The organism is Achromobacter sp., assembly GCF_050285585.1.
Lineage (GTDB): Bacteria > Pseudomonadota > Gammaproteobacteria > Burkholderiales > Burkholderiaceae_B > Achromobacter.
The window spans coordinates 20,514-46,831 of record NZ_JBLZXF010000029.1; the positions used below are offsets into that span (position 1 = coordinate 20,514).

Consider the following 26,318-nt stretch of genomic DNA (forward strand, 5'->3'; position numbering starts at 1 on the left):
ATCTCTCTCCTGAAATTCTCTCTCTACGCGGAGCCCGGTCACGCGGCACGCGGGGAAATCCGCGCGCGCACGGCCGGGCCGGCGGCCTTGTCTTCGGTTGGATGGTTGTGGGCTCAAGCGTCCGCGGGGACTCCGACGATCTGGCCTTTGATGCGGTACGAGCGGCCCCGGAACAGGGCCACGTTGCGTCCGTCCTGATTGGTGACCGTTACGTCGTAGACGCCGGTGCGCCCGGCGAGCGAACGTTCCTGGGCCACCGCGGTCAGCAGGTCGCCCTCGAACCCAGGCGCCAGGTAATCGATGGTGCAGCCGGAGGCCACGGTACTGACGTTGCGTGAATTGCAGGAAAACGCAAAAGCGCTATCGGCCAGCGCGAAGATGAAGCCGCCGTGGCAGGTCTTGTGCCCGTTCAGCATATCGGGGCGCACGCGCATCGTCAGGCGCGCGTAGCCCGGCCCCATTTCCTCGACTTTCATGTCCAGGCCCTGCGACGCGGCGTCGCCCGCGTACATCACGGTGCCCACGGCCTGCGCAAGCTCCTGCGGATCGGCCGGTACGTCAACGGCGGGAACGTGTGCGTTCATCATTGCCCCTTGAACTGCGGTTCGCGCTTGCCCAGGAAGGCGTCCACGCCTTCCGCGTAGTCCGCGCTGCGGCCCAGCTCGCGCATCATGTCGCGCTCCAGGTCCAATTGAGTGGAAAGATCGTTGCCCAGGCTGGCCTGGATGGCCCGCTTGGTGAACGCCAGCCCCTTGGTGGGGGCCTGGGAGAAATGCCGGGCCAGCCGGTCCAGCGCGGCGTCGAACGCCTCGTCCGGCACGCACTGCCAGATCAGGCCCCATTCCTGGGCCTGCTGGGCGCTGAGCTTGTCGCCCAGCATGGCCAGCCCCATGGCGCGGGCGCGGCCGACCAGGCGCGGCAGCGCGAAGGTGCCGCCGGTGTCGGGGATGAGGCCCAGCTTGCAGAACGATTGGATGAAGCTGGCCGATGCCTTGGCGATGACGATGTCGCCGGCGAAGGCCAGGTTGGCGCCCGCCCCTGCCGCCACCCCGTTCACGCCCACGACGACGGGCATGGGCAGGGCATTGAGGCGGCGCACCAGCGGCGCGTAGAACTTGTCGACGGTTTCGCCCAGATCGGGCGGGGTGCCGTCGGCGGCGGGCTTGCGCTCGCTCAGGTCCTGGCCCGCGCAGAAGCCGCGGCCCGCGCCGGTCAGCACCAGCACGCGGGCGCCCTCCGCTTCAACGCGGGTCAGTGCGTCGGCGACTTCGCCATGCATGTTGGCGGTGAAGCTGTTCAGCTTGTCCGGGCGGTTCAGCGTCAGGCGCGCAATGCCGCCGGACAGGTCGAATTGAATATCTTGATAGCTCATCTCAGTTATCCATTGCGGGCACGCCACTCGCATCAAAAATCAGCCCCCCCTAGCCGGGCAGCGCGGCGCCGGCTTTGCCGGTCCGCCGCTGCGCCCCCTGGAAGGGGAAGCGCGCAGCGCTTCGGGGGGTGGGCTTAAATATGACGACGGGTTTGCACCACGCGGAAGCGGTTCGATACGAAGGCCGAGTCGGACAGCGCGGCATTCGCCGCCGGATTGGCGCCGGTGCCGTGGAAATCGCTGAAGGCCGCGGTCTGGTTGACGAATACCGCGCCCGTCAGGTTGAGCGACAGGGAGACGCCGGAGACCTCGGCCGCGTCCTGCACCTGTTCGGCGACGGAGTCGTCCGTGGTGTAGGCCGACAGGGACAGCGCGCCATGCTGGATGACGCTGTCGCGCGCCAGCTGGATACTGTGGGCGGTGGAATCGGTGGCCACCACGAACGCGATCGGGCCGAACCACTCCTGGCTGATGGCGTCGTTGCCGGCTTCGGCGCGCAGCAGCAGCGGCGTGCGGATGCGGGCGTTCTCGAATTGCGGGTGGGCAAGCGTCTTGCTGTCGGTCACCACGGGCAGCCCCAGCGCGCGCGCCTTTTCGATGCGGGCGACAACGCCTTCGTTCTGGATGGCGCCGGTCAGCTCGACGGCCTTCGCGGCGTCGGCGCTGACCTTCTCCAGCGCCGTGCCGAGCGCGGCCGCGACGTCGTCGAAGCTCACGCGGCCTTCCGGCGTCTCGATGCCGTCGCGCGGCACATAGATGTTCTGCGGCGCCGTGCACATCTGGCCCGAATACAGGGCCAGCGAGAACGCCAGGTTGCGCGCCACGCCCTTCAGGTCGGCGGCGGAATCGATGATGACCTGGTTCACGCCGGCCTTCTCGGTGTAGACCAGCGCCTGGCGGGCGTTGTTCTCGAGCCAATCGCCGTTGGCGGAACTGCCGGTGAAGTCGATGATCTTGACGGCGGGATCCAGCGCCAGTTTCTGCGCCGTGTCATCGCCGGCCTCGTGGGCGGCCAGCAGCACCACGTCCGGATCGAAGCCGGCTTCCTGCAGCACTTCGCGCGCCACCTTCACGGTGATGGCCAGGGGCAGGATCGCGCCGGGGTGCGGCTTCACGATGACCGTGTTGCCGGTGGCCAGGCTGGCGAAGAGGCCCGGGTAGCCGTTCCAGGTCGGGAAGGTGGAGCAGCCGATCACCAGCGCGACGCCGCGCGGCACCACGGTGAACTGCTTTTCCATGCGGATCGGGTCGTTCTTGCCCTGGGGCTTTTCCCAGACGGCCACGCCCGGGATGCGCGACATCTCTTGCCAGGCGTAGGTAACGGCTTCGAAGCCGCGGTCCTGCGCGTGCGGGCCGCCGGCCTGGAAGGCCATCATGAAGCCCTGGCCGGTCGTGTGCTGGACCGCATAGGCGATTTCGAAGCTGAGCTTGTTCAGGCGGGCCAGGATCTCGAGCGACACGCCCACCCAGGCGCGCGGGCCGGCGCGACGCCAGCTTTCGAGCGCCCGCTTGGACGACGCGACCAGCTTGTCGGCCGGCACATGGGGATAGGTGATGCCAAGATCGAAACCGTAGGGCGACTGCTCGCCGCCCACGGTGCCGTCGGCGTCGCGCAGGTCCAGCGGGAAGGGCTTGCCGCGCAAGGCCTCGAACGCGGCGCGACCGTCGTCATTGGCGGTTTCGCCATAGTTGCGCGGGCTGGGCGATTCGGCGTAGGGGCTCCAGTAGCCGCGCAGGGCGGCCGCGGCCATGGCTTGTTCCAGCAGGGGCTGGTGGCGTTCGAAGAATTCTTGGGACACTGCGTCTCTCCAGATGAATGGGTTTTTTCTGCCTGGCGCGGGCCGGGTCAGGTTTCCTGGTCGAAGTCGATGACCAGGCGGTCGCTGACCGGGAAGCTCTGGCAACTGAGGATGAAGCCGCGCGCCACTTCGTAGTCTTCGAGGGCGAAGTTGGCGTCCATGTCCACCTCGCCCTCGATCACCTTGCAGCGGCAGGTGGAGCACACCCCGCCCTTGCACGAATACGGCAGTTCTATTCCTTGCGCCAGCGCCGAATCCAGCACGCTGTCTTTGTTCTTGTCGATAACGAACATACGGCTGTGGCCGTCCTGCACCACCGTCACCTCGCACTGCCCCTTGCCGGGCGCCTGGCGGGCGTCCTGGCCGGTGCGCAGCGCGCGCGGCCCCTTCGGCGCGCCGAAGAGTTCGAACTTGATGTTCGATTTCGGGATGCCGCGGGCCTGCAGCCTCTCGACCACGCTTTCGGTCATGGTCTGCGGGCCACAGACAAAAGCGTAATCGATATCCTCGGGGCTCATCCAGGCCGACATCAGCTGGTCGACTTTGTCCCCATCAAGGCGGCCATTGAACAGTTCGATGTCCTGGGTTTCGCGGCTCATGATGTAGACCAGCGAAAAACGCTCCATGTAGAGGTTCTTCAGGTCTTCGATCTCTTCGCGGAACAGCACCGCCGACGAGGCGCGATTGCCGAAGAACAGCGTGAACTTGCTGCGCGGCTCGGTGGACAGCGCCGTCTTGACCAGCGAAAACACCGGCGTGATGCCGCTGCCTACGGCGAACGCCACATAGTGGCGTTCGTTTTCCGGCGAAAAATCGACGGTGAAGTTGCCCGCCGGCGCCATGACTTCCAGCGTCTGGCCCGGCTGCAGTTCGTGGTTGGCCCAGCTGGAAAATACGCCTTCGTCCACCTTCTTGATCGCCACGCGCAAAAGCTTGTCGTGGGGCGCGGAACAGATCGAATAGGAGCGGCGCTGCTCCTGGCCGTTCAGTTGCGTGCGCAACGTCAGGTACTGGCCGGGCAGAAAGGCGAATTCCTCCGCCAGCGCCTCGGGCAGCTCGAAGGTGACGACAACCGCGTCGCGCGTATTGCGCGCGACGGAGGCCACCGTCAATGAATGGAATGGGTTCTGGCTCATCTCGAAACCGCTCTTAGTGAGTCTTGAAATAATCGAAGGGCTCGCGGCAGGACACGCAGCGATACAGCGCCTTGCACGAGGTGGACCCGAAATTGCTGACCAGGCGCGTGTCTTTCGAGCCGCAGCGCGGGCAGGCGATGGCGGGGCCGGCGGCGCGCCGGCTGATGCCCGAGATGTCGACGGCGCGTTCGGCGGGCGCGGCGATGCCGTAGCCCTTGAGCGCCTCGCGTCCCTTCTCGCTCATCCAGTCCGTGGTCCAGGCCGGCGCCAGCCGGGTCTGCACGCGCACCTCGGCAATGCCGTGGCGCGCCAGCGTCTGCTGGATGTCCTGGGTGATTTCGCGCATGGCCGGACAGCCGGAATAGGTCGGGGTGATGACGACGACACAGGCGCCGCCATCCCAGGACACGTCCCGCACCACGCCCAGATCCACCACGGACAGCACGGGGATCTCCGGATCGGGGACCTCCTGCAGCCAGGCGTAGACCTGGTCGGCGGAAACGGGTGCCAGCGCGTTCACCACTTCGCTCCGGGATAGGCGCGCGGCAGGAACTGCATTTCGGCCAGGACATAGCCCAGCTCCTCGGAATGCTTGCCCTGGCGGCCGCCGCGGTGGGCCAGGTGGTTGGCGGCGGCCTCATCGGGCACCGTCAGCGTGGCTTCCTCGAGCACCTCGCGCACGTGGGCCAGCCAGGGCTGGCGCAGCGCGGCCAGCTCGCAGCCGATGCCTCGGGCCGCGACGTCCTGGTCGATGGCGTCGTCGGCGAACAATTCGCCCGTGAAGCGCCAGGCGTCGTCGATGGCGGCCTGCATCTTGGCGTGGCTTTCCGCCGTGCCATCGCCCAGGCGCACCACCATGTCCGACGAACGGCGCACGTGGTAAGTCACTTCCTTGATGGACTTGGCCGCGATGGCCGCGATGCGCTCGTCGGACGATTTTTCCAGGCGCTGCAGCAGGAAGTAGTGCCAGACGTCGAACAGGAACTGGCGCGCCATGGTGTCCGCGTAATTGCCGTTGGGCCGCTCCACCAGCAGCACGTTGTGGAACTGGTGCGCGTCGCGCAGGTAGGCCAGCGCGTCTTCGTCGCGCCCGGCGCCCTCCACTTCGCCCGCCAGCGTCAGCCACATGCGGGCCTGGCCCAGCAGGTCCAGCGCGGTATTGGTCAGCGCCAGGTCTTCTTCCAGGATAGGGCCGTGGCCGGTCCAGGCGCCCAGCCGCTGCGACAGGATGAGCGACGAGTCGCCCAGGCGCAGCAGATATTCAAACAGAGTCTTGTCCATGTCTCCCCCGCCGCCTTACATGTGCTTGATTTCTTCGGGCATCGGGAAGAACGTGGGGTGCCGATAGACCTTGCTGTTGGCCGGCTCGAACAGCGGATCCTTGTCGCCCGGGCTGCTGGCGGCGATATCGGAGGCACGCACCACCCAGATGCTCAGCCCTTCGTTGCGGCGGGTGTAGACGTCGCGGGCGTGGTTGATCGCCATTTCGGCGTCGGGGGCATGCAGGCTGCCGACGTGCTTGTGCGCCAGGCCGTGCTGGCTGCGGATGAATACTTCCCACAGGGGCCAGTCTTTGCTCATGATGGATGTCCTCGAATACCGGGCGCGCGCCGCGCGCCCTGATCTGCAATGGTTAGAAGAGTGAGTCCGGCCGCGCTGCCGCCCGAGCCGCAGCGCGGCCGCGCGGGGCCGGCGTTGCCGGTGCGCTTCGGGGGGTGGGCGTCATCCTCTCAGGCTGCTTTGCGCTCGGCCCGCTTGTCGGCGTAGGCGACCAGCGCCTCGCGCACCCAGGCGCCGTCCTCGTGCGCCTTGACGCGCGCCGCCAGGCGTTCGCGGTTGCACGGGCCGTTGCCCTTGAGCACCGCATAGAACTCGCTCCAGTCGATCTCGCCGAAATCGTAGTGGCCGCGCTCGGCATTCCACTTCAACTCGGGATCCGGAATGGTCAGCCCCAGAAACTCGGCCTGCGGCACGGTCTGGTCCACCATCTTCTGGCGCAGCTCGTCGTTGGAGAAAAGCTTGATCTTCCAGGCCATGGACTGGGCGCTGTTGGGGGAATCGGCATCGCTCGGACCGAACATCATCAGCGCGGGCCACCACCAGCGGTTGAGGGAATCCTGCACCATCGCCTTCTGTTCGGGCGTGCCGTGCAGGCACATCTGCATCAGCAGGTCGTAGCCCTGGCGCTGGTGGAAGGACTCTTCCTTACAGACGCGCACCATGGCGCGCGCGTACGGGCCATAGGAGCAGCGGCACAGCGGGATCTGGTTGATGATGGCCGAGCCGTCGACCAGCCAGCCGATCATGCCGATGTCGGCCCAGCTGAGCGTGGGGTAATTGAAGATGCTGGAGTACTTGGCGCGGCCGGCGTGCAGGTCGTCGATCAGGTCGTCGCGCGACACGCCCAGGGTTTCCGCGGCGCTGTACAGGTAGAGCCCGTGACCGGCCTCGTCCTGGACCTTGGCCAGCAGGATAGCCTTGCGCTTGAGCGACGGCGCGCGCGTGATCCAGTTGCCTTCCGGCAGCATGCCCACGATTTCGGAGTGCGCGTGCTGGGAAATCTGGCGCACCAGCGTCTTGCGGTAGGCCTCGGGCATCCAGTCCTTGGCCTCGATGCGGATACCGTCGTCGATGCGGCGCTGGAACGCCTGTTCCTGGCCTTCGAGCTGGTCCGCGGTCTTGACCTGCTTGACGCCGGTTTCGACGAGTTGAGCGTACATGTATGTCTCCTTGAGACGGTTTGCGAAAACGCAAAGCAAACGTTCCGCAGTGCCGTCATGTCATACGAGGATTATTTAATACAAAAAATTCATTGTCAAACTCAAATCTGTATCACATTAGATTTATGTATCATATTGCCGATCCCGATATCGGCCGCCCCAGGCCCCTTCTAATGGCAAACCCTCAGTCGCCCCTGGACCGCTTCCTGTCCCGCCTGATCAAGAACGATCCGCCGCGCGCGAAGTCGCTCTGCGTCAGCCTGCTCGGCGATGCCCTGGCGCCCCATGGCGGCGCCATCTGGCTGGGCGACCTGATCGAACTGCTGGCGCCGTTGGGCATCAATGAACGCTTGCTGCGCACCAGCGTGTTCCGGCTGGTCGCGCAGAACTGGCTGCAATCCGAACGCCATGGGCGCCGCAGCCTCTACCTGATTTCCGAACAGGGACTGCGCCACACGGCGCACGCCTCCCAGCGCATCTATGAGGGCGCGCCCCAGGAATGGAACGGGGAATGGACGCTGGTCGCGCTGCCGCGCACCGGCAACGGCCTGGCCGAACGCGCCGAGCTGCGCCGGGAACTGGTCTGGGAAGGCTTCGGCATGATCGCGCCCGGGCTCTTCGCCCACCCCCACACCGAGGCGCGCGCCGCGCACGACATCCTGGAAAAGCTGGGCATCCCGGACCGGGCCCTGGTGCTGTCCGCCCGCGACCTCGCCGGCGCTGGCGGCCTGCCGATAGCCAGCCTGGCCTCGCAGTGCTGGAACCTCGAAAACGTGGCCGAACAGTACCGGCTGTTCACCAAGAATTTCGGCCCGCTGGAAAAGCTGCTGGAGACCCCGCCTTCGCCGTCCGAGGCCTTCATCGTCCGCGTCATGCTGCTGCACAGCTGGCGCCGGATCGTCCTGCACGATCCGCAGCTGCCCGGGCCCATGCTGCCCGACAACTGGCCCGGCCACGCCGCCCGCGAGATCTGCGGCCGCATCTACTGGCGGGTCTTCGACGCCTCGGAAGCGCACCTGGACACCCTGGCCGGCCGCGACAACGAACGGTATACGCCGCTGGCGGCCGACATCGCATCGCGCTTCGGCGGCAGACCCGCCTGAAGCGAAAGGCCCGCGCGCCTTTCCCCATCGTCCGCCCCCGCGCCAACACGGCGCGCCGGCCGCGAGCCGGGACGGACCACGATCAGGCGCCGCCCTCTTCCGGCATCGCCACGCCCAGCGTGTCCACGTGCGATTCGCCAAGCACGTCAGCCGGCGCGTGGGCCAGGCCTCTGGCCCGGGCGATGAAGGACAAGGTCCAGCGCGCCCGGATCGGCCGTCCCAGGGCCTTCCCCGTATCCGCGTCGATGCCGCTGGGCACGTCCAGCGCCAGCACGGGCACGCCCCAGCCGTTGACCGTATCCACCAGCGCCTGCCAGCCGGCGCCCAGCGGACGATTCAATCCGATGCCGAACAGGCCATCGATGACCAGCCCGGGCACGAAGCCGGGCTCGGGCACGGACAGGGTGGCCCCGCCCGCCGCAACCCAGCCGGCGTGCGCCCGGGCGGCATCGGCGGGCAGCCCTTGCGCGCCCGCGGGCAGCAATACCCGCACATCGCGGCCCATGGCGCGCAGCAGGGTTGCCGCCTCCAGGGCATCGCCCCCGTTGTTGCCTGGCCCGGCCACTGCCAGCACCGGCGCCTGCGGCCCGGCCCGCGCGGCGACGAACCGGGCCGCGGCCGCCCCGGCCAGGGGCATCAGCCGCCTGCCGCTGGCCAGGGCCTGGCGTTCGGCGTCACGGATCCGGGCTACGGAATAGGAAGTCTGCATGGCGGATACCTGGCGCTGTGGGGGCAAGACCGCAGGCCTGCCCCGAGGGCGAATGCGTGGAATTCACGCATTGCGCGGAAATTTACCAACGACTCATGGCCAAAGCGGCCTCTATCGCGGCGAATCCCCGAGGGTATCCGCCGCGGCTGGTCTGGCACGCATTTTGCGTCGTATGCGGAGCCGGTCCGAGCGGGACCGGGCGACTCAACCGAAGAGACTATACCAATGCGTTCCATGAGCATCATCTGCCCGAACGGGCACTTAGGATTCGCCCCGCTGCGCACCGAAAGCTTCCAGCTCGGCGTCGCCGCCGGCCCCGACTTCATCGCCGCCGATTCGGGCAGCGATGACGTGGGCCCGGTGCCTCTGGGTTCCGACACGTCCACCAGCCCGCAAGCGTGGCAGCGCCACGACCTCGAGCAGATGCTGTTGGCCGCCCGCAAGCTCGGCGTGCCCATGATCGTGGGCTCCGCCGGCGACACCGGCGCCAACAGCCGCGTCGACCTGTACGTGCGCCTCATCAAGGAGATCGCCGCCGAGCACGGGCTGGCGCCCTTCAAGATCGGCTACTTCTATTCGGAGGTGGACAAGGAGCGCGTGCGCAAGGCGCTGCGCGACGGCGTCCAGGTGGCCGGGCTGGACGGCTACGCCAACCTGACCGAAGCCGAACTGGACGCCACGGACCGCATCGTAGCGGTGGCCGGCGTGCACCCCTATGTCGAATTGCTGCAAGCCGGCGCGGACGTCATCGTCGGCGGTCGCAGCTCGGATGCCGCGGTGTTCGCCGCGCCCGCGCTGTATCGCGGCTACGACGCGGACAAGGCGTACTACCTGGGCAAGGTGCTGGAGTGCGCGTCGTTCTGCGCCGAACCCTACGGCGGCAAGGAAACCGTGATGGGAGAGATCTCGGCGGAAGACGTGCGCGTCACGGCCATGCATCCCGATCAGCGCTGCACCATCGCGTCGGTGGCCGGCCACGCGATGTACGAGCGCTCCAACCCGTATGAAGAATTCTTCGCGGGCGGCAAGCTGGACATGACCCACTGCAACTACGAGCAACTGAGCGAAAAGACCACCCGCATCACCGGCTCGCGGTTCGTGCCCGCGGAGCAGGTCCGCGTGAAGCTGGAAGGCTCCGGCAAGGTCGGCGAGCGCTACATGGGGCTTTGCGGCATCCGGGACCCCTACACCATCGAGAACGTGGACCGCGTCATCGCCTGGGCGCGCGAAAAGGTGCGCGAACGTTTCGGCGATTCGGGCTACGAACTGCACTACAAGGTATACGGGCGCGACGGCGTCATGGGCGACCTGGAGCCGCTGCGGGACCAGCCCGGCCACGAACTCTGCGTCATGGTGCAAGGAGTCGCTCCCACGGCCGAGATGGCCGAGGAACTGACCCTGACCGGCCTGCGCCAGATGTTCTACGCCCGCCTGCCCGACGTGAAAGGCACGGCGGGCTCGGTGTCGTTTCCGCTGGATGAGGTCGTGCGCACGAGCGCGGCCTACCGCTGGACGCTGAACCACACCCTGCCGGTGAGCAATGCCGGCGAACTCTTCCCGACCTACCTCACCGAGGCTGGCGCCTGAGCCGGCAAGACCATGAATACTCAGAAACTCAGCTCCCTGGCCAAGACCATCCGCAGCAAGAACGCGGGCGTGAACAAGATCACCTTCGACATCATCTTCCGGGAACCCTCGGTCTACGAAGCGGTAAAGCGCTCCGGCGCCCTAACGCGCGCCAGCGTGGCCGCCCTCTACCGGATCGAGGACGGCCGTATTTCCGACTTCGTGCATTACGATCCCGGCCTGGCCATCAAATTCACGATCTACCGGCTGACCCCCAGCGGCTCGGCGGGCGATGGCGATATCTTCGGCGCGCAGCAATATGCGCCGCTGCTCGACATCGCGGTTCCCATGCCGGGCTGAATGCCGCGGGCGCCGGAGACGGCGCCCTTCCCCTTTCGCTTCCTTCGAGAATCGCTCATGAAAGCGCTAAAAGAAACCTTGTTGTTCCTGGCCGGAGCCGCCCTCTGCGGCGCGGCGTCGGCAGCCCGGCCGGATGTGCCCAAACAGGTCAAGATCGTGGTGCCATTTACCGCCGGCGCCAGCAACGACGCGATCGCGCGCGCGATCGCCCCTCAGCTAGCTGCCCGGCTGGGCAATACGGTGATCGTGGAAAACCGAGGCGGCGCCGCCGGCGCGATCGGCTCCGAATACGTCGCGCGCTCGGCCAAGGACGGCTCGGTGCTGCTGTTGACCTCGTCGACCTTCCTCACCACCGCCGCCACCCAGCCGCACCTGCCCTACGACCCATTGAAGCAATTCGCTCCGGTCGCGATGATAGGCCAGGGCCCCCTGGTGATCGCGACCTCGGCCCAAACGCCCTACGGGTCGCTGCAAGAGCTGCTGGACGCAGCCCGCAAGCGGCCCGGCGTCCTCAACTACGGGTCGGCGGGCGTGGGCTCGCTGGCGCACCTGGCCACCGTGATGCTGGACGACGCCGCGGGCACGAGGATGACGCACGTTCCGTACAAGGGCGCGGCCAATGCGGCGTCGGACCTCGCCGGGGGCCTTATCGACGTCATGCTGTCCAACTACAGCACCCTCGCCCCCGTCGTCCAGGGCAAGAAGGTCAAACTGCTCGCCACGACCGCGGACTCGCCCCAGCCCGCTTTTCCCGGCCTGCCCCCGGCCGCGCAGACCCTGCCCGGCTATTCCGTGCAGATCTGGGTCGGCGTGTTCGCGCCGGCGGGCACACCCCAGCCCTATATCGAGAAGCTCAACGCGGCGTTGAACGAAATCTCGGCATCCCCGGAAATGTCGGCATTGCTCGATATCGACGGCACCGCGCCGGCCCGCATGGGCAGCGCCGAATTCGGCGCGCGCGTCCGCGATGAACTGTCCCTCTGGCAGGGGATCGCCCGCAAGCACGGGATCAGTTCAGAATAGCCTTCAGCGCTCGAGCCCCAGCTTGAGCATCTGGTGCCGCAGCGCATGCCGCGTCAAGCCCAGGCGCTGGGCGGCGCGGCCCAGGTTGCCGCCCTCCGCCTGCAGGGTCGAGCTGATCAGCCCGCGCTGGAACCGGGCGGTCTGTTCGGCGTAATCGCCGGCCGGGGCGGACGCCGGCGCGGGCACGGGCTTGCCCGCGTCGCGCAGGATGCGCTGGGGCAGGTGCTGCGGCAACACGGTATCGCCGTCCTCCAGGATGCAGATCCGCTCGAGCAGATTGCTCAGCTCGCGCACATTGCCCGGCCAGGAATAGGCCCTGAATATGCGCCGGACCTCGGGGTCCATGGATGTAAAGGCGCTGCCATGGGTAGCGTTGTACCGCTCCAGGAAACGCTGCGCGAGCACAAGCACGTCGTCGCCGCGCTCGCGCAGCGGCGGCAGGTTGATCGACACGACCTGCAACCGGTAATAGAGATCGTCCCGGAACCGGCCCGCCTGGACCTCCCCCAGCAGGATCTTGTTGGTGGCGGCGATGAACCTGGCGTCTATCGAGACCTCCTGCACGGAGCCGATGCGGCGGAAGCGCCGGCTGTCCAGCAGCGTCAGGATCTTGGCCTGCATGACCGGATCCAGCTCCCGGATCTCGTCCAGGAACACGCTGCCGCCATTGGCCGCCTCGAGCAAGCCGGTCTTGCGCGCCACGGCTCCCGTGAACGCTCCGCGCTCATGGCCGAAAAGCTCGGATTCGAGCAGGTTGCCCGGAATGGCGGCGCAGTTGATCTCGGTATAGCCCTTGCTTGCCCGCGCCGACTGCGCGTGCAGGCTGCGGGCGACCAGCCCCTTGCCGGTGCCGGTTTCGCCGTAGATGAGGACGATGCTGGCCCTGCTCCGCGCGACCCGGCCCACCAGATCGCGCAACGCCGCCATCGATGGATGGTCCCCGATGAGCGGTTCGCAGGCGAACGCGGCGGTCGGCATGGGCGCTGAGGCTACACTTTCAGGAAGTGTTCGCGGTAGTACTTCAGTTCATCGATCGATTCGTAGATGTCCGCCAGCGCTTCGTGACGGCTCTTCTTCTCGAATCCCTTGTAGACCGCGGGGGCCCAGCGGCGCGCCAGTTCCTTCAGCGTGCTGACGTCCAGGTTGCGGTAGTGGAAGAACTGCTCCAGGCGCGGCATGTAAGCAAACATGAACCGGCGGTCCTGGCTGATGGTGTTGCCGCAAAGCGGCGACTTGCCGGCCGGCACGTGCTGCGCGAGAAACGCCAACAGCGTATCCTCTGCCTGCGCCTCGGAGATGGTGGAAGCCTTGACCTTGTCGATCAGGCCGCTCTTGCCGTGGGTGGACTTGTTCCAGTTGTCCATGGCGTCGAGCAGGCTGTCCGGCTGGTGCACGACCAGCACGGGGCCTTCGGCCACGACCGTCAGGTCGGCCTCGGTCACGACCACGGCGACCTCGATGATGCGTTCTTTTTCAGGGTCCAGGCCGGTCATTTCCATGTCCAGCCAAACCAGGCGGTTTTCATTCACAGCCATATAATTTGCCTATAAAAACACCCCCGCGCCGCGCCCTCGGCTCGCAGCCCCAAAGGGGGTGCTTTCTGCCTTCGGACGGGCCCGGCGGTAAATGAACATCTCCACGCGGCGCTTTCGGCTTGCTGCCCCCGAGGGGCGTTTTTACCTAGGGGCGGCCCGGCGGTGGAAAATACCCCCACGCTGCGCCTTCGGCTTGCTGCCCCCCGGGGGGGGGCGTTTTTACCTAGGGGCGGCCCGGCGGCAAAAAACGCGATTTTCGCATATACATATACCTACTACCTGAGTAAGCCACATCGCCTATGTTCACACTGTTGTTCGTTGCCTTCCTGCTGACCGATATTGCCGTGCGCCTGTGGCTGGCGTCCAGGCAGATCCGTCATGTCGCGCGCAACCGCGACCAGGTGCCGCCGGAGTTTTCCCCCCGGATCGGGCTGGCAAGCCATCAGCGCGCGGCCGATTACACCGTGGCGCGGGTCAAGCTTGGGATGCTGGAACGCACCTATGACGCCATCCTGCTGGTATGCCTGACCCTGATGGGCGGGCTGCAGGTCATCGACCTGATGGTAGGCCAGCTTACCAGCAACGACTTCATCCGGCAGATGCTGCTGCTCGTCGCGGTGGCGCTGCTGCTGGGCGTCCTGGGCCTGCCCTTCACGTTGTGGCGGCAGTTCCGCCTGGAGGCCCGCTTCGGTTTCAACCGCATGACGCCCGGGCTGTTCGCCGCCGACGCCCTGAAGGGCCTGCTGGTGGCCGCGGTGCTCGGCCTGCCGCTGGCCGCCGCGGTGCTCTGGCTGATGGGCAGCGCCGGTGCCTACTGGTGGATCTGGGCCTGGGCGCTCTGGACGGCATTCAATCTGGCGCTACTGATCGTCTATCCGATGTTCATCGCCCCGCTCTTCAACAAATTCACCCCGCTGTCCGACCCGGAGCTGGCCGGCCGCATCCAGCGCCTGGCGCAGCGCTGCGGCTTCGCGCTGAACGGCCTTTTCGTAATGGACGGCTCGCGCCGGTCCGCCCACGGCAACGCCTATTTCACCGGCTTCGGCCGCTCGCGCCGCATCGTGTTCTTCGATACGCTCCTTGCCCGCCTGAACGGCGACGAGATCGAGGCGGTGCTGGCGCATGAGCTGGGCCACTTCGCCAAGCGCCATATCATCAAGCGCATCGTATTCAGCTTCGCCGCCGCGCTGGCTTTCTTCGCCATCCTGGGCTGGGTTTCGCAGCAACCCTGGTTCTATGTGGGGCTGGGGGTGCTGCCGCAACTGGGCGGACGCAACGACGCGATGGCGCTGTTGCTGTTCTTCCTGGTCATCCCCGTGTTCACCTTCATGCTCACTCCCCTGGCCAGCTGGTATTCGCGCCGCGACGAGTTCGAAGCCGACCGCTACGCGGCCGAGCAAAGCTCGCCGGAACGCCTCGTCTCCGCGCTGGTCAAACTCTACGACGACAACGCCGCCACCCTGACCCCCGACCCCGTGCATTCCGCCTTCTACGACAGCCATCCCCCCGCCGCCGTGCGCATCCGCCACCTGATGGCGGCCGCATGAGCGGCCCGAGCCGCCCCAAGGGCGCCATCCGGAACGGACAACGCGCCGGCGCGCAGGCCGCCGGGCCGAACGAAGGCCGCATCATCGCCGCCCACGGCCGCCACTACACCGTGGAGCTTGCCGACGGCACGCTGCGCAAGTGCTTTCCGCGCGGCAAAAAGGCCGGGGCCGCCGTGGGCGACCTCGTGCGCATCACGCCCCAGGGCAAGGACGAAGGCGCCATCGATGCCATCCTGCCGCGCCGCAACCTGCTGTACCGGTCCGACGAAATGCGATCCAAGCAGTTCGCGTCCAATGTGGATCAGTTGCTGATCGTCGTCGCCGTCCAGCCCACCTTCTCGGACGACCTTACCGGGCGCGCCCTGGCCGGCGCGTGGAGCGCCGGGATCTCGCCCCTCATCATCCTGAACAAGACCGATCTCGCCGACGAGCTGCCCGCGGCGCGCGCGCGGCTGGCGCCGATCGTGGCGCTGGGCGTGGACGTGATCGAACTCAGCGCGCGGGAACCCGAAAACGTGCACGAGGCGCTCGCGCCGCGCCTGGCCGGACACACCAGCCTGCTGCTCGGGCAAAGCGGCATGGGCAAGTCGACGCTGCTCAACGCCCTGGTGCCTGATGCCGCCGCCCCCACCCGCGAACACTCCACCGCGCTGGACATGGGCAAGCACACCACGACCAGCACGCGCCTCTATCACCTGCCCGCCCCGGGCGGCGACCTGATCGACTCCCCGGGTTTTCAGGCCTTCGGGCTGCAGCACCTGAGCCGCGAAGACATCATCCGCGGCTTCCCTGAATTCACCGGGCCGATCGAACAGTGCCGTTTCTACAATTGCACCCATCGTCACGAACCAGGCTGCGGCGTGGTGGCCGCCTTGCAGGCGGGCGCCATCGACCCGTCGCGCTACGCGCTGTACGAACGCATTCTGGAAGAAAACCTGGCTGGGCAGCAGCGCTATTGACGTGGGCGCCCGCCCTGGCCGGTCAACGCGGCTCGAAGCCGTGGCGCAGCAGATGGTACAGATTGCGCAGCATGCCGGCGGTGGCGCCCCAGATGAAGTACTTGCCGTAGGGCATGCCGTAGTACTGGCGCACCCGCCCGTCTTCCAGGCGGGCCTCGTACAGGCGGTGATTGGCGGGGTCCATCAGGAAAGACAGCGGCACCTCGAACACCTCGGCCACCTCGAAGGCATCCGGCGCCAGATCGAAGCCGGGCCGCACGAGCGACACCACGGGAATGATGGAAAAACCGGTCGCCGTCAGATACGGCGGCATGCTGCCCAGCACTTCCACATAGCTGGCCGGCAGGCCGGTTTCCTCCTGCGCCTCGCGCAAGGCCGCGGCTTCGGGGGTCGAGTCGCTGAGTTCGATGCGGCCACCGGGAAAACTGATCTGGCCCGCGTGGTCGTGCAAGTGGGCGGCGCGCTGCGTCAGCATGATCGACACGCCGTTGTCGCGCGTCACGAGCGGAATCAGCACCGCGGCCGGAACCGGCGCGCCTTCGCGCCCCGGATAGCGCAGGTCGGTATCGCGAGACAACTCCAGCGTCCAGGTGGATGGCTGGCTGAGCGTGCCGCGCAAGGAGTCGGGAGTGAGCAGACGAGAAGGCACGGCCGGCAGGGACTCGTTGGCCAGCACCCATGGCTGGGTCGCCGGGTCGAAGCCGGGGCGCGCCAGCGGCCGCCGGGGCCGCGGGGAAGACGAGGAATCAGACATACGGCTTTTTGAAAAGAAAAAGGCACCCTCGCAGGTGCCTTTTTAACCCGGAAACCCGTGCCGGACGAAAACGCGGGAAGGCGTAAGCGTCCGACACTGGTAGGGCCGTGTGCCGATAAGCGATCAAGCCGCGGAGGCTTGCTTGCTGACCAGCTTTTCCTTGATGCGTGCCGACTTGCCCGAGCGGTTGCGCAGGTAGTACAGCTTGGCGCGGCGCACGTCGCCGCGGCGCTTGACTTCGATGCCGGCGATTTGCGGCGAGTACAGCTGGAACGTACGTTCCACGGCTTCACCCGACGAAATCTTGCGCACGGTGAACGCGGAGTTCAGGCCGCGGTTGCGCTTGGCGATGACGACGCCTTCGAAAGCCTGCACGCGCTTGCGGGTGCCTTCAACGACGTTCACGCTCACGATGACGGTGTCACCGGGAGCAAATTCAGGCTTGGCCACACCGCCGGTCAGGCGGGCGATTTCTTCCTGTTCCAGGATAGCGATAAGGTTCATTAGAACTCCTAGATCATCATGTCGTTGCGGGCTGAAACTTTTGCCGTTCGATGTTGTTCGCGAGAACGTCGGAAAGCAATGAAGCCGCTATCCGGCGCCTTGTCTCGCTTGTGCACGGCCGCCCGGCGCTAGGCTGGACCCCGGTGCATGTGCCGCAAGCAGAGGATGAGATTTGGCAAACTAATGATTCTACACCAAAAATTCCGCTGGGCCTCAGGTAACATGCCCCCTGCCCGCAGCCGTTTGCGGTAACCTTCCGGTTTCTGTAACAAACACGTCACACGACGCGGTTTACCCCCTCATGTCGTACTCGTCCCTGATTTTGGTCGTCCTGGCGGCGATGGCCCACGCAACGTGGAATCTGCTCGCCAAGCGCGCGGCCATGGTGGGCGCTCCCTTCGTGTTCGCTTACGGCCTGTGCGCATCGGTGCTGTATGCGCCGTGGGTCGTCTGGGTGCTGATGCACGACGGCATGACCTGGACCTGGCCCGTGGTCGGCGCCATCCTGACCTCGAGCCTGTTGCATTTAGGCTACAGCCTGTGCCTGCAGCGCGGCTACCAGGTGGCCGATCTATCGGTGGTCTACCCCATCGCCCGCGGCACGGGCCCCTTGCTTTCCACGACCGGCGCCTTTTTACTGCTGGGCGAACCCGCCACCGGCACCGGCATTGCCGGCATGCTTTGCGTCGTGATCGGCGTGCTGCTCATCGCCACCCAAGGGCGGCTGGCCATTTTCAAGCAGGCCCAGGCCTGGGTAGGCGTGCGCTGGGGCATGGTGATCGGCCTCTTCATAGCCGCCTACACCGTGGTGGACGCCTACGGCGTGAAAGTGCTGCTGATCAGCCCGGTGCTGTTCGACTGGTTCACCTGCGTGACGCGCACCGCGATGATGACTCCCCACATGGCGAGCCGCAGGGCCCAGGCCTGGGAATCCATGCGCGGACACTGGCACTTGGCATTGGCGGTCGGCCTGTTGTCTCCGTTGGGCTACATCCTGGTGCTGTACGCCCTGCGCAACGGCGCGCCGCTAAGCCTGGTTGCCCCGGCGCGCGAAATGTCCATGATGCTGGGCACCCTGGCGGGCATGTTCCTGCTGCGCGAGAAAGTGGGCCCGGGCCGCCTGGCCGGCTGCCTGTCCATCCTGGTGGGCGTGGTTCTGCTGGGATCCACCTGAGCGCCGGGAATCCTCCGGGACGCTGCTGGCCCTGAACGCGCAAGCCCGCTCAGAATCCGGCGGCCGCCCCCAACCACATCAGCCCGGGGATGATGGCGCCCCACGCCAGCACCATTGCCACGTCGATCAGCATCGCCTTGCGGGTCATGCCGGCTGTGACGGGTTCGGCCGTGGCGTTGCCCAGGCTGCATTCGCGCACGGAGGGCGCCGCCGGCATGCCGGACGCGACCGGAACGACCGGAGAAACGGGACGGGCCACGGGTGCCGGCATGGCCGCCGGAACCGCTGCAGCCTCGCCGGTCGGCAGCCCCTCTTCGGAGGGCGCCGGCGGGAATGGCCAACGGGCGGGCGCGGCGCCGGAGCGCGAGCGCTGGCGCGGATCCGCGCCGGCCGAGGCCGTGTTCCACGGCAAGACCAGCCCCGCCAGCCTGGCGCAGACGGCGCGGGCGCGGCGCGCCCCGCGGCGCAGCGGGTTCAGCGAAACGACAAGCTCATCCGACAGGACGGAAATATCAGCGGTGTTCATGGGAACTCCTTGAAAAGACGATCCAGCGCCGGGGCACGGCGCCCCTGCAACCCTCCGCGGCCACGGCCTGCGGTCAATCGAACAATGACAACTGGCCTGCGGCCACGGCGCGCAACTGGCGCGTCACGCGCCCTTGAGCGCCGCCGGCAGCGGGCGACACGCCATGAAAAGGGACCCCTGAAGACGCTTGCGCGCCAGCCGGGGATGGAAAATCGGAACCCGCCGGGCCGGGAGCGCCGGCCGGTGGCAGGAAGCGGCCGCAGTCCAGGGCCAGGCGATGCCGGTTCAGCCCCAGCTTGCGGGTGGCCACCGTGAAACGCTGGCGCAGCAGATCGGCCCAGACACCGGTACCGCGCATGCGGGAACCGAAGTTGGGATCGTTGCGCCGCCCGTTGCGCATGTCTTCGACGCGGTGCAGCACGCGCTGGGCGCGGTCGGGGAAATGGGCGTTGAGCCAATCCTCGAACAGGGTCTTGACCTCCCACGGCAGCCGCAGGACGGTGTAGCTGGCGTAATGCGCGCCCGCCGCCTTGGACTCCTGGAGGATGTGCTCCATGGATTCGTCGTTGATGAACGGAATGATGGGAGCGACCAGCACGCCCACCGGCACGCCCGCATCCGTCAGGCTGCGCACGGCCTCCAGGCGGCGCCACGGCGCCGCGGCGCGCGGCTCCAGCGTGCGGGCCATGCCGGCGTCCAGCGTGGTGATGCTCATGTACACCACCACCAGCTTCTGCTCGGCCAGCGCCGCCAGCAGGTCCAGGTCGCGGGCCACCAGCCCGTTCTTCGTCACGATGGAGAGCGGATGCCGGGTTTCCAGCATGAGCTCGAGCAGGCCGCGCGTCAGGCGCCATTCGCGCTCGATGGGCTGGTAAGGATCCGTGGCCGATCCGATGTTGATGGGCGACGGCTTGTACCCGGGGCGGCTGAGCTCGGCGCGCAAGGCCTGGACGGCGTTGGCCTTGGCGACCAGGCGCGTCTCGAAATCCAGGCCGGGGGAGTAGCCCAGGTAGGAATGCGTGGGCCGGGCGTAGCAATACACGCAGCCATGCTCGCACCCCCGGTAGGGATTGACCGCGGCCTCGAAGGGGATGTCGGGGGAATCGTTGCGCGACAGCATCTTGCGGGCCTGCTCCGCCGTGACCGTGGTCTTGGGGGCGGGAGGCGCCTGCCGCGTGTCGGGCAGGATCGGAATGACCCTGGACGCGTCGTTGGGAAAATTATCGGGGACGGAATCTATGAAGTCGGCGGGCAATCCGGAGCCGGACCAGCCGTCGTCGACTTGCACGCGGTCATCGCGCTGGAAGCGATGCCGAACATTAGTAACCGCACCCCGACCGCGCAAGGCGGCGGGGGCGGCAGCCGGGGACCCAGAACCGGCGGGAAAAGAATGATCGGTGCGTGCCATGAAAACTACTGTACAAAAACACAGTGGTTTTGACAAGCACCAAAAGCCTTTTCGTAAGACAACCCCACTTTACCGCAAGACGCGGGCGTCGTCCGGACAAATCGTTTTCACCACGCGATATCGCCCGGAAACCCGCACCAGCACTGGGTTTAGCAAAAAAACAACAGCAAATATCCGGCTCAGAAAACCTCGGTCGGCCCGGCATTCGTCCGTTAACGCAGCATGCCTGCGGCCGCGGTCTGATGCGTGGCTTCATCGATCAGGATGAACGCGCCGGTAGCCGGCACGTCGGCGTAGCGATCGACCGCCAGCGCGTCGCGCGTCGTGAAGGTCACGCGTCCGATGTCGTTCATGCGCAGCGTGCCTTCGGTGTTCTCCACTTCCTGCAACTCGTGGATGTCACGGTGCGACAGCACTTCCCGTATCTTCGCGGAAGTCAGGCGCGTGCCGGACTTCAGCAGATACTTGCGCGCCGGATTCAATGCCTGCGCGTCCAGCCAGCACAGCTCGGCCTCGAACTCGCGCGCGACCTGCGCGGGCGCGGACGCATGCACGATCACATCGCCGCGCGAGACATCCACGTCTCGATCCAGCACCAGCGTTACCGAGTCGCCCTTCACCGCCTCGTCCAAGGCGCGGTCGAAAGCCCGCACTTCGCGCACCACGGCTTTCACGCCGGAAGGCTGCACTTCGACCTCGTCGCCCGGACGCAGCACGCCGCTGGCCACGCGCCCGGCATAGCCGCGGAAATCCTCCTTGCGATCGCCATCGTGGCGCGCCACCCATTGCACCGGGAAGCGCAGCGGCGCGGCGCGGTCGTCGCTGGCGAGATCCAGCGACTCCAGCAGCGACAGCAAAGGCCGTCCGTCGTACCACGGCGTTTGCGGCGACAGCGTGACGACGTTGTCCCCGTTCAGCGCGGACAGCGGCAGCGCGTCGAAATGCGCGATGCCGAGCTTGTCCGCCAGATCGGCGTAGGCGTCGCGGATGCGCTCGAACACGGCGCGGTCCCAGTCCACCAGGTCCATTTTGTTGATCGCCACCACAATGTGGCGGATGCCCAGCAGGCGCGCGATCGTGCTGTGGCGCTTGGTCTGCGGCAGCAACCTGCCGTCGGCCGCCCGGGTGGCGTCGATCAGGATGACGGCCACGTCCGCCGTCGACGCCCCCGTCACCATGTTGCGCGTGTACTGTTCGTGGCCCGGCGCGTCGGCGATGATGAACTTGCGCGTGGGCGTGGAGAAGTAGCGGTAGGCCACGTCGATGGTGATGCCCTGCTCGCGCTCGGCCTCCAGCCCATCGGTCAGGAGCGAGAAATCGATGCCGTCGCCCGCCACCCGCTTGTGCTTGGCGCGCGAGATCGCATCCAACTGGTCGGCGAACACGCCCTTGCTGTCGTACAGCAGGCGGCCGATCAGGGTGGACTTGCCATCGTCCACGGAACCCGCGGTGATCAGGCGCAACACGCCGGTGTCGGCGCCCGAGAGGAAAGAATCGTTCAGTGCGTTCATGTGCGTCCCTTGCCGCCGGCAGGCGCCGGCGTCTTGTGCGATCAGAAATAGCCTTCTTTCTTGCGGCGCTCCATCGAGGCCTCGGAAGTCTGGTCGTCCATGCGCGTGGCGCCGCGCTCGGTGATGTCCGTCACCGCCGTCTCGGCGATGATGGCCAGGGCATCGGCGGCGTCGGAAGCCACCGGGCAGGTGCAGGAGATATCGCCCACGGTGCGGAAACGCACCGGCAGGCGCTCGACCCGCTCGCCGTCCTGCGGCGGGGTCAGCCGGGTGACCGGCACGAGGAGCCCCTTGCGGCGCACGACCTCGCGCTCATGGCTGTAGTAGATGGAAGGCAGCGCCAGGCGCTCGCGCTGGATGTACTGCCAGACATCCAGCTCGGTCCAATTGGAAATCGGGAAGACGCGCATGTTCTCGCCGCGGTGCACGCGCGTATTGAACAGGCTCCACAGTTCGGGACGCTGGGCCTTGGGGTCCCATTGGCCGAATTCGTCCCGGAACGAAAAAATCCGTTCCTTGGCGCGCGCCTTTTCCTCGTCGCGCCGCGCGCCGCCGATGCAGGCGTCGAATCCGAACTCCTCGATCGCCTCCAGCAGCGTGACGGCCTGCGCGGCGTTGCGCGAATCGGTTTCACGGCGCAGCACCACGCTGCCCCGCGCGATCGAATCCTCGACGCTGCGCACGATCAGGGTCTCGCCCAGCTCGGCCGCGCGCGCGTCGCGAAAGGCGATCACTTCGTCGAAGTTGTGGCCGGTATCGATGTGCATCAGCGGGAACGGAAACCGGCCGGGCCGGAAGGCTTTCTCGGCCAGGCGCAGCAACACCACCGAATCCTTGCCCCCCGAAAACAGCAGGACGGGTTTCTCGCTTTCCGCGGCGACCTCCCGCAGGATGAATATCGCTTCCGATTCCAGCCAATCGAGATGGCTGCGTTGAATGACGGCAGACATGACTACTCCACTAAGACAGATGTTGAATTCATGGGCGGCGTCACCCGGCGCGCGCCACGACGGGAATGACCCGGTTGCCCGCGTGCAGGCCGCACTCCTTGGAGTCGGAGGACTCCCACCACCAGCGCCCCGCTCTCAGGTCCTCGCCCGGACGGATGGCGCGCGTACAGGGTTCGCACCCGATGGACGGATAGCCCTGGTCGTGCAGCGGGTTGTAGGGGATGCCCAGCGCGCGGATGACGGACCAGACCTCGTCCTCGCTCCATTCGGCCAGGGGATTGAACTTGTAGAGGCCGAAGGCGGCGTCGTTTTCCTCGAACGGCAGTTCGCCGCGGGTGGCGGACTGCGCCCGCCTCTGCCCGGTGATCCAGGCGCCGCGTCCGGCCAGCGCTCGCTTGAGCGGCTCGACCTTGCGGATCTGGCAACAGGCGCGGCGCAGATCCACGCTTTCGTAGAAGGCGTAGGCGCCATGCTCGGCAACGTGCCGCTCGACCGCCTGCGCGTCGGGCCGGTACACGGTGATTTCGCGCCCGTAGCGTTCGCGCACCGCATCCAGCACGCCCAGCGTCTCCGCATGGAGACGGCCCGTGTCCAGCGTGAATACCTCCAGGCCGGAGCCGGCGGTATAGAGCGCATGCGTCAGCACCATGTCCTCGGCGGCCAGCGACGAGGCCAGCGCGGCATCGGGATAGCGCCGCCGGATGTCGGACAGACGCTGGTTCAGCTCGCGCCAGCGCAAGGCCAGGGCGGGATGGAGTTCGGGAAGAAGATCGGTAGTCGTCATGCTTGCACCGCGAAAATGCGCGCCCGCCGAGGACGCGCCAGAAGGATTTCACCGTCGCGCAGGCCCAGCTCCCGGTACAGGGTCTCGGGCACCTCGGCCTCCAGCAGCGAGGCGGAGTCTTCGCGGGCCAGCTCCAGGTAGGCGCTGGGCCCGGCCAGGTAGGCGTGCGCCAGGCGCACCGGAATGCCGTCGACGCCGGCGCGATAGCGTTCGATATCGAATTCATGCGGCCGCACGTAGGCGGTCGCGCGCTGCGCGTCGGCCTGCGCCAGCTCCGGCGCGGGCAGCGACAGGCCCGCCCCGCTCCAGACACCGCGCGTGGCCACGCCCTGGAGCTGGTTCACATCGCCCAGGAATCCATAGACGAACGGCGTGGCCGGCGCTTCCCAGACCTCCCGCGGCGTGCCGACCTGTTCGATGCGGCCGGCGTTCATCAGCACCACGCGGTCCGACACCTCCAGCGCCTCTTCCTGGTCGTGGGTCACGAATACGCTGGCCACGTGCAGCTCGTCATGCAGCCGCCGCAGCCAGCGCCGCAGCTCTTTGCGCACCTTGGCGTCGAGCGCGCCGAACGGCTCGTCCAGCAACAGCACCCTGGGTTCCACGGCCAGCGCGCGCGCCAGGGCGATGCGCTGGCGCTGGCCGCCGGACAACTGCGCCGGATAGCGGTCCGCCAGCCAGTCCAGCTGCACCAGGCCAAGCAGGTCATGCACCTTGCGCCGGATCCGGTCCTCGGACGGGCGCTGCGAGCGATGCTTGACCCGCAGGCCGAAGGCCACGTTCTCGAACACCGTCATGTGCTTGAACAGCGCGTAGTGCTGGAAAACGAAGCCGACCTGGCGCTGGCGCACGTCCACCGCCGTGGCATCCTCGCCCGCGAACAGCACGTTGCCGGAATCGGCCGACTCCAGGCCCGCGATGATGCGCAGCAGCGTCGTCTTGCCGCAGCCCGAAGGCCCCAGCAGCGCCACCAGCTCGCCCGTCTCGATATGCAGCGAAACGTCATTGAGCGCGCGGAACTCGCCGAAACGCTTGGACAGATTGCGGACTTCGATACTCATGTTTGTCTCCGTCTTTGCCGGCCGCCTCAGGCGACCGCCGGCTTGATGGCGGCCGCCTGGCCGGGATGCTCGACCGGCAGGTCGGCGGCTTGCTGGAAGCGCGCATTGCGCCACTCGACGATGTTCTTGGCCACCAGCGTCACCAGCGCCAGCAAGGCCAGCAGCGAGGCCACGGCGAAGGCCGCGGCATACTGGTATTCGTTGTAGAGAATCTCCACGTGCAGGGTCATCGTGTTGGTCAGCCCCCGGATCTGTCCCGACACCACCGATACCGCCCCGAATTCGCCCATGGCCCGCGCATTGCACAGGATGGCGCCGTACAGCAGCCCCCACTTGATGTTCGGCAGCGTCACGCGCCAGAAGATCTGCCAGCCGCTGGCGCCCAGCGTCAGCGCGGCCTGCTCCTCTTCGCTGCCCTGCGCCTGCATCAGGGGTATCAGCTCCCGCGCGACGAAGGGAAACGTCACGAACAGAGACGCCAGGACGATGCCGGGCACCGCGTAGACGATCTTGATGTCGTGGTCCTGCAGCCAGCCGCCAAACCAGCCCTGGGAGCCGAACAGCAGCACGAATACCAGGCCGGCTACCACCGGGGACACCGAGAACGGCAGGTCGATCAGGGTCACCAGGAATTGCTTGCCGCGGAATTGGAACTTCGTGACGGCCCAGGCCGCGGCAACCCCGAACACCAGGTTCAGCGGCAGGGCGATGGCCGCCACCAGCAGCGTCAGGCGGATCGCGGCCAGCGCGTCGGGCTCGACGATGGCGGCCACGTACAGCTGCCAGCCCTTCTTGAAGGCCTCGGCGAATACCGCGGCCAGCGGCACCAGCAGGAACAGCGCCAGGAATGCCAGCGCGACGGCGAGCAGCGCGCCGCGGACCCAGCGCGGCTCGGTCAGGTGGGCGGGACGGTCCGACGCGCTCATGCCAGCCTCCCGAGGTTGCGGCGCGACTGCCAGCCCTGCAGCAGGTTGATGACGAGCAGCAGCGCGAACGACAGCAGCAGCATCACCGTGGCGATGGCGGCGGCGCCCGCGTAATCGAACTCCTCCAGCTTGGCGATGATCAAGAGCGGCGTGATCTCGGACACCATGGGCATGTTGCCGGCGATGAACACCACCGATCCGTACTCGCCCACCGCGCGCGCGAAGGCCAGCGCGAAACCCGTCATCAGGGCCGGCAGGAGGATGGGCATCAGCACGCGGCGGATGGTCTGCCAGCGGTTGGCGCCCAGGCTGGCGGCCGCTTCCTCGATCTCGCGCTCGACGTCTTCCAGCACCGGCTGCACCGTGCGCACCACGAAGGGCACGCCGATGAAGATCAGGGCGACCACGATGCCCAGCGGCGTGAACGCCACTTTCCAGCCGAACCATTCGGCCAGCGGGCCCCCCAGCCATCCCTTTTCGGAATACAGCGCGGTCAGCGCGATGCCCGCCACCGCCGTGGGCAGCGCGAACGGCAGGTCGACCAGCGCGTCGAGGATCTTCTTGCCGGGAAAACGGTAGCGCACCAGCACCCAGGCGACGACGGTGCCGAACACCAGGTTCACCAGCGCGGCCACCAGCGAGGCGCCGAAGGTGAGCCGGTACGACGCCACGACGCGCGGCGAGGCCACCGTGTCCCAGAAGCCCTGCCACCCCAGCCCCGCGCTCTTGATGGGCAGGGCGGCCAATGGGATGAGCACGAGCATGCTCAGGTACAGCACCGCGTAGCCCATCGAGATGCCGAATCCGGGCAACACGCCCGGGCTCTTGCGGCGAAAGGCAAAAGGCGCTTGCGCGCCGCTTGCCGCGGGGTTCGAGGCTGAAATCATGGCC

Annotated in this window: 28 protein-coding genes; 7 read left to right on the forward strand and 21 right to left on the reverse strand. The window is 67.1% G+C overall.

All coding sequences use genetic code 11. The annotated features are described in order from the left end of the window. Positions 1 to 113: 113 nt before the first annotated feature. The 8 genes from paaI to paaA form a co-directional block, all read right to left on the reverse strand. Entirely contained in the window at positions 114 to 584 is a 471-nt protein-coding gene (paaI, locus tag ACN6PJ_RS25310; protein WP_427998543.1) for a hydroxyphenylacetyl-CoA thioesterase PaaI, read from the reverse strand. After that, positions 584 to 1,372, reverse strand: a complete 789-nt coding sequence (gene paaG / locus ACN6PJ_RS25315; protein ID WP_427998544.1) for a 2-(1,2-epoxy-1,2-dihydrophenyl)acetyl-CoA isomerase PaaG — start codon at positions 1,370 to 1,372, stop codon at positions 584 to 586. The genes paaI and paaG overlap by 1 nt, the downstream gene beginning before the upstream one ends. 134 nt (positions 1,373 to 1,506) lie before the next feature. Continuing rightward, a complete protein-coding gene (paaN, locus tag ACN6PJ_RS25320) occupies positions 1,507 to 3,171 on the reverse strand; it encodes a phenylacetic acid degradation protein PaaN (protein ID WP_427998545.1) in 1,665 nt (554 codons plus the stop codon). A gap of 47 nt (positions 3,172 to 3,218) precedes the next feature. Beyond that, positions 3,219 to 4,307 carry a 1,2-phenylacetyl-CoA epoxidase subunit PaaE gene (gene paaE, locus ACN6PJ_RS25325; protein ID WP_427998546.1) on the reverse strand — a complete coding sequence of 363 codons (1,089 nt, stop codon included), beginning with the start codon at positions 4,305 to 4,307 and terminating at the stop codon, positions 3,219 to 3,221. A 13-nt stretch (positions 4,308 to 4,320) separates the two neighbouring features. After that, positions 4,321 to 4,827 (reverse strand): 1,2-phenylacetyl-CoA epoxidase subunit PaaD, encoded by a 507-nt coding sequence (gene paaD, locus ACN6PJ_RS25330; protein ID WP_427998547.1) that lies wholly within the window; start codon positions 4,825 to 4,827, stop codon positions 4,321 to 4,323. Continuing rightward, positions 4,824 to 5,588, reverse strand: coding sequence for a 1,2-phenylacetyl-CoA epoxidase subunit PaaC (paaC, locus tag ACN6PJ_RS25335; protein WP_427998548.1), 765 nt, complete (start codon positions 5,586 to 5,588; stop codon positions 4,824 to 4,826). The genes paaD and paaC overlap by 4 nt, the downstream gene beginning before the upstream one ends. A 15-nt stretch (positions 5,589 to 5,603) precedes the next feature. Then, entirely contained in the window at positions 5,604 to 5,888 is a 285-nt protein-coding gene (gene paaB, locus ACN6PJ_RS25340) for a 1,2-phenylacetyl-CoA epoxidase subunit PaaB (RefSeq protein WP_043543033.1), read from the reverse strand. A 149-nt stretch (positions 5,889 to 6,037) separates the two neighbouring features. After that, the gene (gene paaA, locus ACN6PJ_RS25345) at positions 6,038 to 7,027 is read right to left on the reverse strand and encodes a 1,2-phenylacetyl-CoA epoxidase subunit PaaA (protein WP_427998549.1); all 990 of its coding nucleotides are present in this window, start codon (positions 7,025 to 7,027) and stop codon (positions 6,038 to 6,040) included. A gap of 173 nt (positions 7,028 to 7,200) precedes the next feature. On the opposite strand from paaA, the gene paaX reads away from it, so the two are divergent. Further along, positions 7,201 to 8,130: a phenylacetic acid degradation operon negative regulatory protein PaaX gene (gene paaX, locus ACN6PJ_RS25350; protein ID WP_427998550.1), complete on the forward strand. Its 930-nt coding sequence runs from the start codon at positions 7,201 to 7,203 to the stop codon at positions 8,128 to 8,130. 82 nt (positions 8,131 to 8,212) lie between these two features. On the opposite strand, the gene ACN6PJ_RS25355 is transcribed toward paaX, so the two are convergent. Further along, positions 8,213 to 8,839 (reverse strand): NAD(P)H-hydrate epimerase, encoded by a 627-nt coding sequence (locus ACN6PJ_RS25355; protein ID WP_427998551.1) that lies wholly within the window; start codon positions 8,837 to 8,839, stop codon positions 8,213 to 8,215. A 225-nt stretch (positions 8,840 to 9,064) separates the two neighbouring features. On the opposite strand from ACN6PJ_RS25355, the gene ACN6PJ_RS25360 reads away from it, so the two are divergent. From ACN6PJ_RS25360 to ACN6PJ_RS25370, 3 genes are read left to right on the forward strand one after another with little or no spacing between them, the layout of a single operon-like run. Then, positions 9,065 to 10,426, forward strand: coding sequence for an acyclic terpene utilization AtuA family protein (locus ACN6PJ_RS25360; protein WP_427998552.1), 1,362 nt, complete (start codon positions 9,065 to 9,067; stop codon positions 10,424 to 10,426). A gap of 12 nt (positions 10,427 to 10,438) precedes the next feature. Continuing rightward, positions 10,439 to 10,765 carry a DUF4387 domain-containing protein gene (locus ACN6PJ_RS25365; RefSeq protein ID WP_427998553.1) on the forward strand — a complete coding sequence of 109 codons (327 nt, stop codon included), beginning with the start codon at positions 10,439 to 10,441 and terminating at the stop codon, positions 10,763 to 10,765. A 57-nt stretch (positions 10,766 to 10,822) separates the two neighbouring features. Next, positions 10,823 to 11,788, forward strand: a complete 966-nt coding sequence (locus ACN6PJ_RS25370) for a tripartite tricarboxylate transporter substrate-binding protein (RefSeq protein ID WP_427998554.1) — start codon at positions 10,823 to 10,825, stop codon at positions 11,786 to 11,788. A 3-nt stretch (positions 11,789 to 11,791) separates the two neighbouring features. Here the strand turns inward: ACN6PJ_RS25370 and ACN6PJ_RS25375 are convergent, their stop codons facing one another. After that, a complete protein-coding gene (locus tag ACN6PJ_RS25375) occupies positions 11,792 to 12,766 on the reverse strand; it encodes a sigma-54 interaction domain-containing protein (RefSeq protein WP_427998555.1) in 975 nt (324 codons plus the stop codon). 11 nt (positions 12,767 to 12,777) lie between these two features. Next, positions 12,778 to 13,323 (reverse strand): oligoribonuclease, encoded by a 546-nt coding sequence (gene orn / locus ACN6PJ_RS25380; protein ID WP_062683861.1) that lies wholly within the window; start codon positions 13,321 to 13,323, stop codon positions 12,778 to 12,780. 299 nt (positions 13,324 to 13,622) lie between these two features. On the opposite strand from orn, the gene ACN6PJ_RS25385 reads away from it, so the two are divergent. Together ACN6PJ_RS25385 and rsgA are read left to right on the forward strand one after the other, a co-directional pair. Beyond that, positions 13,623 to 14,870, forward strand: coding sequence for a M48 family metallopeptidase (locus tag ACN6PJ_RS25385; protein WP_427998556.1), 1,248 nt, complete (start codon positions 13,623 to 13,625; stop codon positions 14,868 to 14,870). Further along, positions 14,867 to 15,829 carry a ribosome small subunit-dependent GTPase A gene (rsgA, locus tag ACN6PJ_RS25390; RefSeq protein ID WP_427998557.1) on the forward strand — a complete coding sequence of 321 codons (963 nt, stop codon included), beginning with the start codon at positions 14,867 to 14,869 and terminating at the stop codon, positions 15,827 to 15,829. The genes ACN6PJ_RS25385 and rsgA overlap by 4 nt, the downstream gene beginning before the upstream one ends. Before the next feature lie 22 nt (positions 15,830 to 15,851). On the opposite strand, the gene ACN6PJ_RS25395 is transcribed toward rsgA, so the two are convergent. Together ACN6PJ_RS25395 and rplS are read right to left on the reverse strand one after the other, a co-directional pair. Next, positions 15,852 to 16,583, reverse strand: coding sequence for a CoA pyrophosphatase (locus tag ACN6PJ_RS25395; protein WP_427998558.1), 732 nt, complete (start codon positions 16,581 to 16,583; stop codon positions 15,852 to 15,854). A 123-nt stretch (positions 16,584 to 16,706) separates the two neighbouring features. After that, complete coding sequence (gene rplS, locus ACN6PJ_RS25400; RefSeq protein ID WP_043543023.1) at positions 16,707 to 17,087, reverse strand: 50S ribosomal protein L19; 381 nt, start codon at positions 17,085 to 17,087, stop codon at positions 16,707 to 16,709. A gap of 301 nt (positions 17,088 to 17,388) precedes the next feature. Here rplS and ACN6PJ_RS25405 point away from each other — a divergent pair, with 301 nt between their 5' ends. Continuing rightward, positions 17,389 to 18,261, forward strand: coding sequence for an EamA family transporter (locus tag ACN6PJ_RS25405; RefSeq protein ID WP_427998559.1), 873 nt, complete (start codon positions 17,389 to 17,391; stop codon positions 18,259 to 18,261). Positions 18,262 to 18,310: 49 nt separating this feature from the next. Here ACN6PJ_RS25405 and ACN6PJ_RS25410 read toward each other — a convergent pair whose 3' ends face one another. The 8 genes from ACN6PJ_RS25410 to cysT all read right to left on the reverse strand — a co-directional run bounded on the left by ACN6PJ_RS25410 (position 18,311) and on the right by cysT (position 26,314). Further along, a complete protein-coding gene (locus ACN6PJ_RS25410) occupies positions 18,311 to 18,787 on the reverse strand; it encodes a hypothetical protein (RefSeq protein ID WP_427998560.1) in 477 nt (158 codons plus the stop codon). A 73-nt stretch (positions 18,788 to 18,860) separates the two neighbouring features. After that, positions 18,861 to 20,195 (reverse strand): PA0069 family radical SAM protein, encoded by a 1,335-nt coding sequence (locus ACN6PJ_RS25415; protein WP_427998561.1) that lies wholly within the window; start codon positions 20,193 to 20,195, stop codon positions 18,861 to 18,863. A 212-nt stretch (positions 20,196 to 20,407) separates the two neighbouring features. Next, complete coding sequence (locus ACN6PJ_RS25420) at positions 20,408 to 21,706, reverse strand: sulfate adenylyltransferase subunit 1 (protein ID WP_427998562.1); 1,299 nt, start codon at positions 21,704 to 21,706, stop codon at positions 20,408 to 20,410. 41 nt (positions 21,707 to 21,747) lie between these two features. Then, entirely contained in the window at positions 21,748 to 22,656 is a 909-nt protein-coding gene (gene cysD, locus ACN6PJ_RS25425) for a sulfate adenylyltransferase subunit CysD (protein ID WP_427998563.1), read from the reverse strand. A gap of 40 nt (positions 22,657 to 22,696) precedes the next feature. After that, positions 22,697 to 23,440 carry a phosphoadenylyl-sulfate reductase gene (locus tag ACN6PJ_RS25430; protein WP_427998564.1) on the reverse strand — a complete coding sequence of 248 codons (744 nt, stop codon included), beginning with the start codon at positions 23,438 to 23,440 and terminating at the stop codon, positions 22,697 to 22,699. Further along, positions 23,437 to 24,501, reverse strand: coding sequence for a sulfate/molybdate ABC transporter ATP-binding protein (locus ACN6PJ_RS25435; protein ID WP_427998565.1), 1,065 nt, complete (start codon positions 24,499 to 24,501; stop codon positions 23,437 to 23,439). The genes ACN6PJ_RS25430 and ACN6PJ_RS25435 overlap by 4 nt, the downstream gene beginning before the upstream one ends. A gap of 26 nt (positions 24,502 to 24,527) precedes the next feature. Beyond that, positions 24,528 to 25,427 carry a sulfate ABC transporter permease subunit CysW gene (gene cysW / locus ACN6PJ_RS25440; RefSeq protein WP_427998566.1) on the reverse strand — a complete coding sequence of 300 codons (900 nt, stop codon included), beginning with the start codon at positions 25,425 to 25,427 and terminating at the stop codon, positions 24,528 to 24,530. Continuing rightward, the gene (cysT, locus tag ACN6PJ_RS25445; protein ID WP_427998567.1) at positions 25,424 to 26,314 is read right to left on the reverse strand and encodes a sulfate ABC transporter permease subunit CysT; all 891 of its coding nucleotides are present in this window, start codon (positions 26,312 to 26,314) and stop codon (positions 25,424 to 25,426) included. Before cysT ends, cysW begins: the two co-directional genes overlap by 4 nt. Between the last annotated feature and the right edge of the window lie 4 nt (positions 26,315 to 26,318).

Excerpts from the sequence above, each read along its gene's own strand:
- paaI (WP_427998543.1), bottom strand. The coding sequence starts at position 584 with ATGAACGCACACGTTCCCGCCGTTGACGTACCGGCCGATCCGCAGGAG.
- paaG (WP_427998544.1), bottom strand. The coding sequence starts at position 1,372 with ATGAGCTATCAAGATATTCAATTCGACCTGTCCGGCGGCATTGCGCGC.
- paaE (WP_427998546.1), bottom strand. The coding sequence starts at position 4,307 with ATGAGCCAGAACCCATTCCATTCATTGACGGTGGCCTCCGTCGCGCGC.
- paaC (WP_427998548.1), bottom strand. The coding sequence starts at position 5,588 with ATGGACAAGACTCTGTTTGAATATCTGCTGCGCCTGGGCGACTCGTCG.
- paaB (WP_043543033.1), bottom strand. The coding sequence starts at position 5,888 with ATGAGCAAAGACTGGCCCCTGTGGGAAGTATTCATCCGCAGCCAGCAC.
- paaA (WP_427998549.1), bottom strand. The coding sequence starts at position 7,027 with ATGTACGCTCAACTCGTCGAAACCGGCGTCAAGCAGGTCAAGACCGCG.
- paaX (WP_427998550.1), top strand. The coding sequence starts at position 7,201 with ATGGCAAACCCTCAGTCGCCCCTGGACCGCTTCCTGTCCCGCCTGATC.
- ACN6PJ_RS25355 (WP_427998551.1), bottom strand. The coding sequence starts at position 8,839 with ATGCAGACTTCCTATTCCGTAGCCCGGATCCGTGACGCCGAACGCCAG.
- ACN6PJ_RS25360 (WP_427998552.1), top strand. The coding sequence starts at position 9,065 with ATGCGTTCCATGAGCATCATCTGCCCGAACGGGCACTTAGGATTCGCC.
- ACN6PJ_RS25365 (WP_427998553.1), top strand. The coding sequence starts at position 10,439 with ATGAATACTCAGAAACTCAGCTCCCTGGCCAAGACCATCCGCAGCAAG.
- ACN6PJ_RS25370 (WP_427998554.1), top strand. The coding sequence starts at position 10,823 with ATGAAAGCGCTAAAAGAAACCTTGTTGTTCCTGGCCGGAGCCGCCCTC.
- ACN6PJ_RS25375 (WP_427998555.1), bottom strand. The coding sequence starts at position 12,766 with ATGCCGACCGCCGCGTTCGCCTGCGAACCGCTCATCGGGGACCATCCA.
- orn (WP_062683861.1), bottom strand. The coding sequence starts at position 13,323 with ATGGCTGTGAATGAAAACCGCCTGGTTTGGCTGGACATGGAAATGACC.
- ACN6PJ_RS25385 (WP_427998556.1), top strand. The coding sequence starts at position 13,623 with ATGTTCACACTGTTGTTCGTTGCCTTCCTGCTGACCGATATTGCCGTG.
- rsgA (WP_427998557.1), top strand. The coding sequence starts at position 14,867 with ATGAGCGGCCCGAGCCGCCCCAAGGGCGCCATCCGGAACGGACAACGC.
- ACN6PJ_RS25395 (WP_427998558.1), bottom strand. The coding sequence starts at position 16,583 with ATGTCTGATTCCTCGTCTTCCCCGCGGCCCCGGCGGCCGCTGGCGCGC.
- rplS (WP_043543023.1), bottom strand. The coding sequence starts at position 17,087 with ATGAACCTTATCGCTATCCTGGAACAGGAAGAAATCGCCCGCCTGACC.
- ACN6PJ_RS25405 (WP_427998559.1), top strand. The coding sequence starts at position 17,389 with ATGTCGTACTCGTCCCTGATTTTGGTCGTCCTGGCGGCGATGGCCCAC.
- ACN6PJ_RS25410 (WP_427998560.1), bottom strand. The coding sequence starts at position 18,787 with ATGAACACCGCTGATATTTCCGTCCTGTCGGATGAGCTTGTCGTTTCG.
- ACN6PJ_RS25415 (WP_427998561.1), bottom strand. The coding sequence starts at position 20,195 with ATGGCACGCACCGATCATTCTTTTCCCGCCGGTTCTGGGTCCCCGGCT.
- ACN6PJ_RS25420 (WP_427998562.1), bottom strand. The coding sequence starts at position 21,706 with ATGAACGCACTGAACGATTCTTTCCTCTCGGGCGCCGACACCGGCGTG.
- cysD (WP_427998563.1), bottom strand. The coding sequence starts at position 22,656 with ATGTCTGCCGTCATTCAACGCAGCCATCTCGATTGGCTGGAATCGGAA.
- ACN6PJ_RS25430 (WP_427998564.1), bottom strand. The coding sequence starts at position 23,440 with ATGACGACTACCGATCTTCTTCCCGAACTCCATCCCGCCCTGGCCTTG.
- ACN6PJ_RS25435 (WP_427998565.1), bottom strand. The coding sequence starts at position 24,501 with ATGAGTATCGAAGTCCGCAATCTGTCCAAGCGTTTCGGCGAGTTCCGC.
- cysW (WP_427998566.1), bottom strand. The coding sequence starts at position 25,427 with ATGAGCGCGTCGGACCGTCCCGCCCACCTGACCGAGCCGCGCTGGGTC.
- cysT (WP_427998567.1), bottom strand. The coding sequence starts at position 26,314 with ATGATTTCAGCCTCGAACCCCGCGGCAAGCGGCGCGCAAGCGCCTTTT.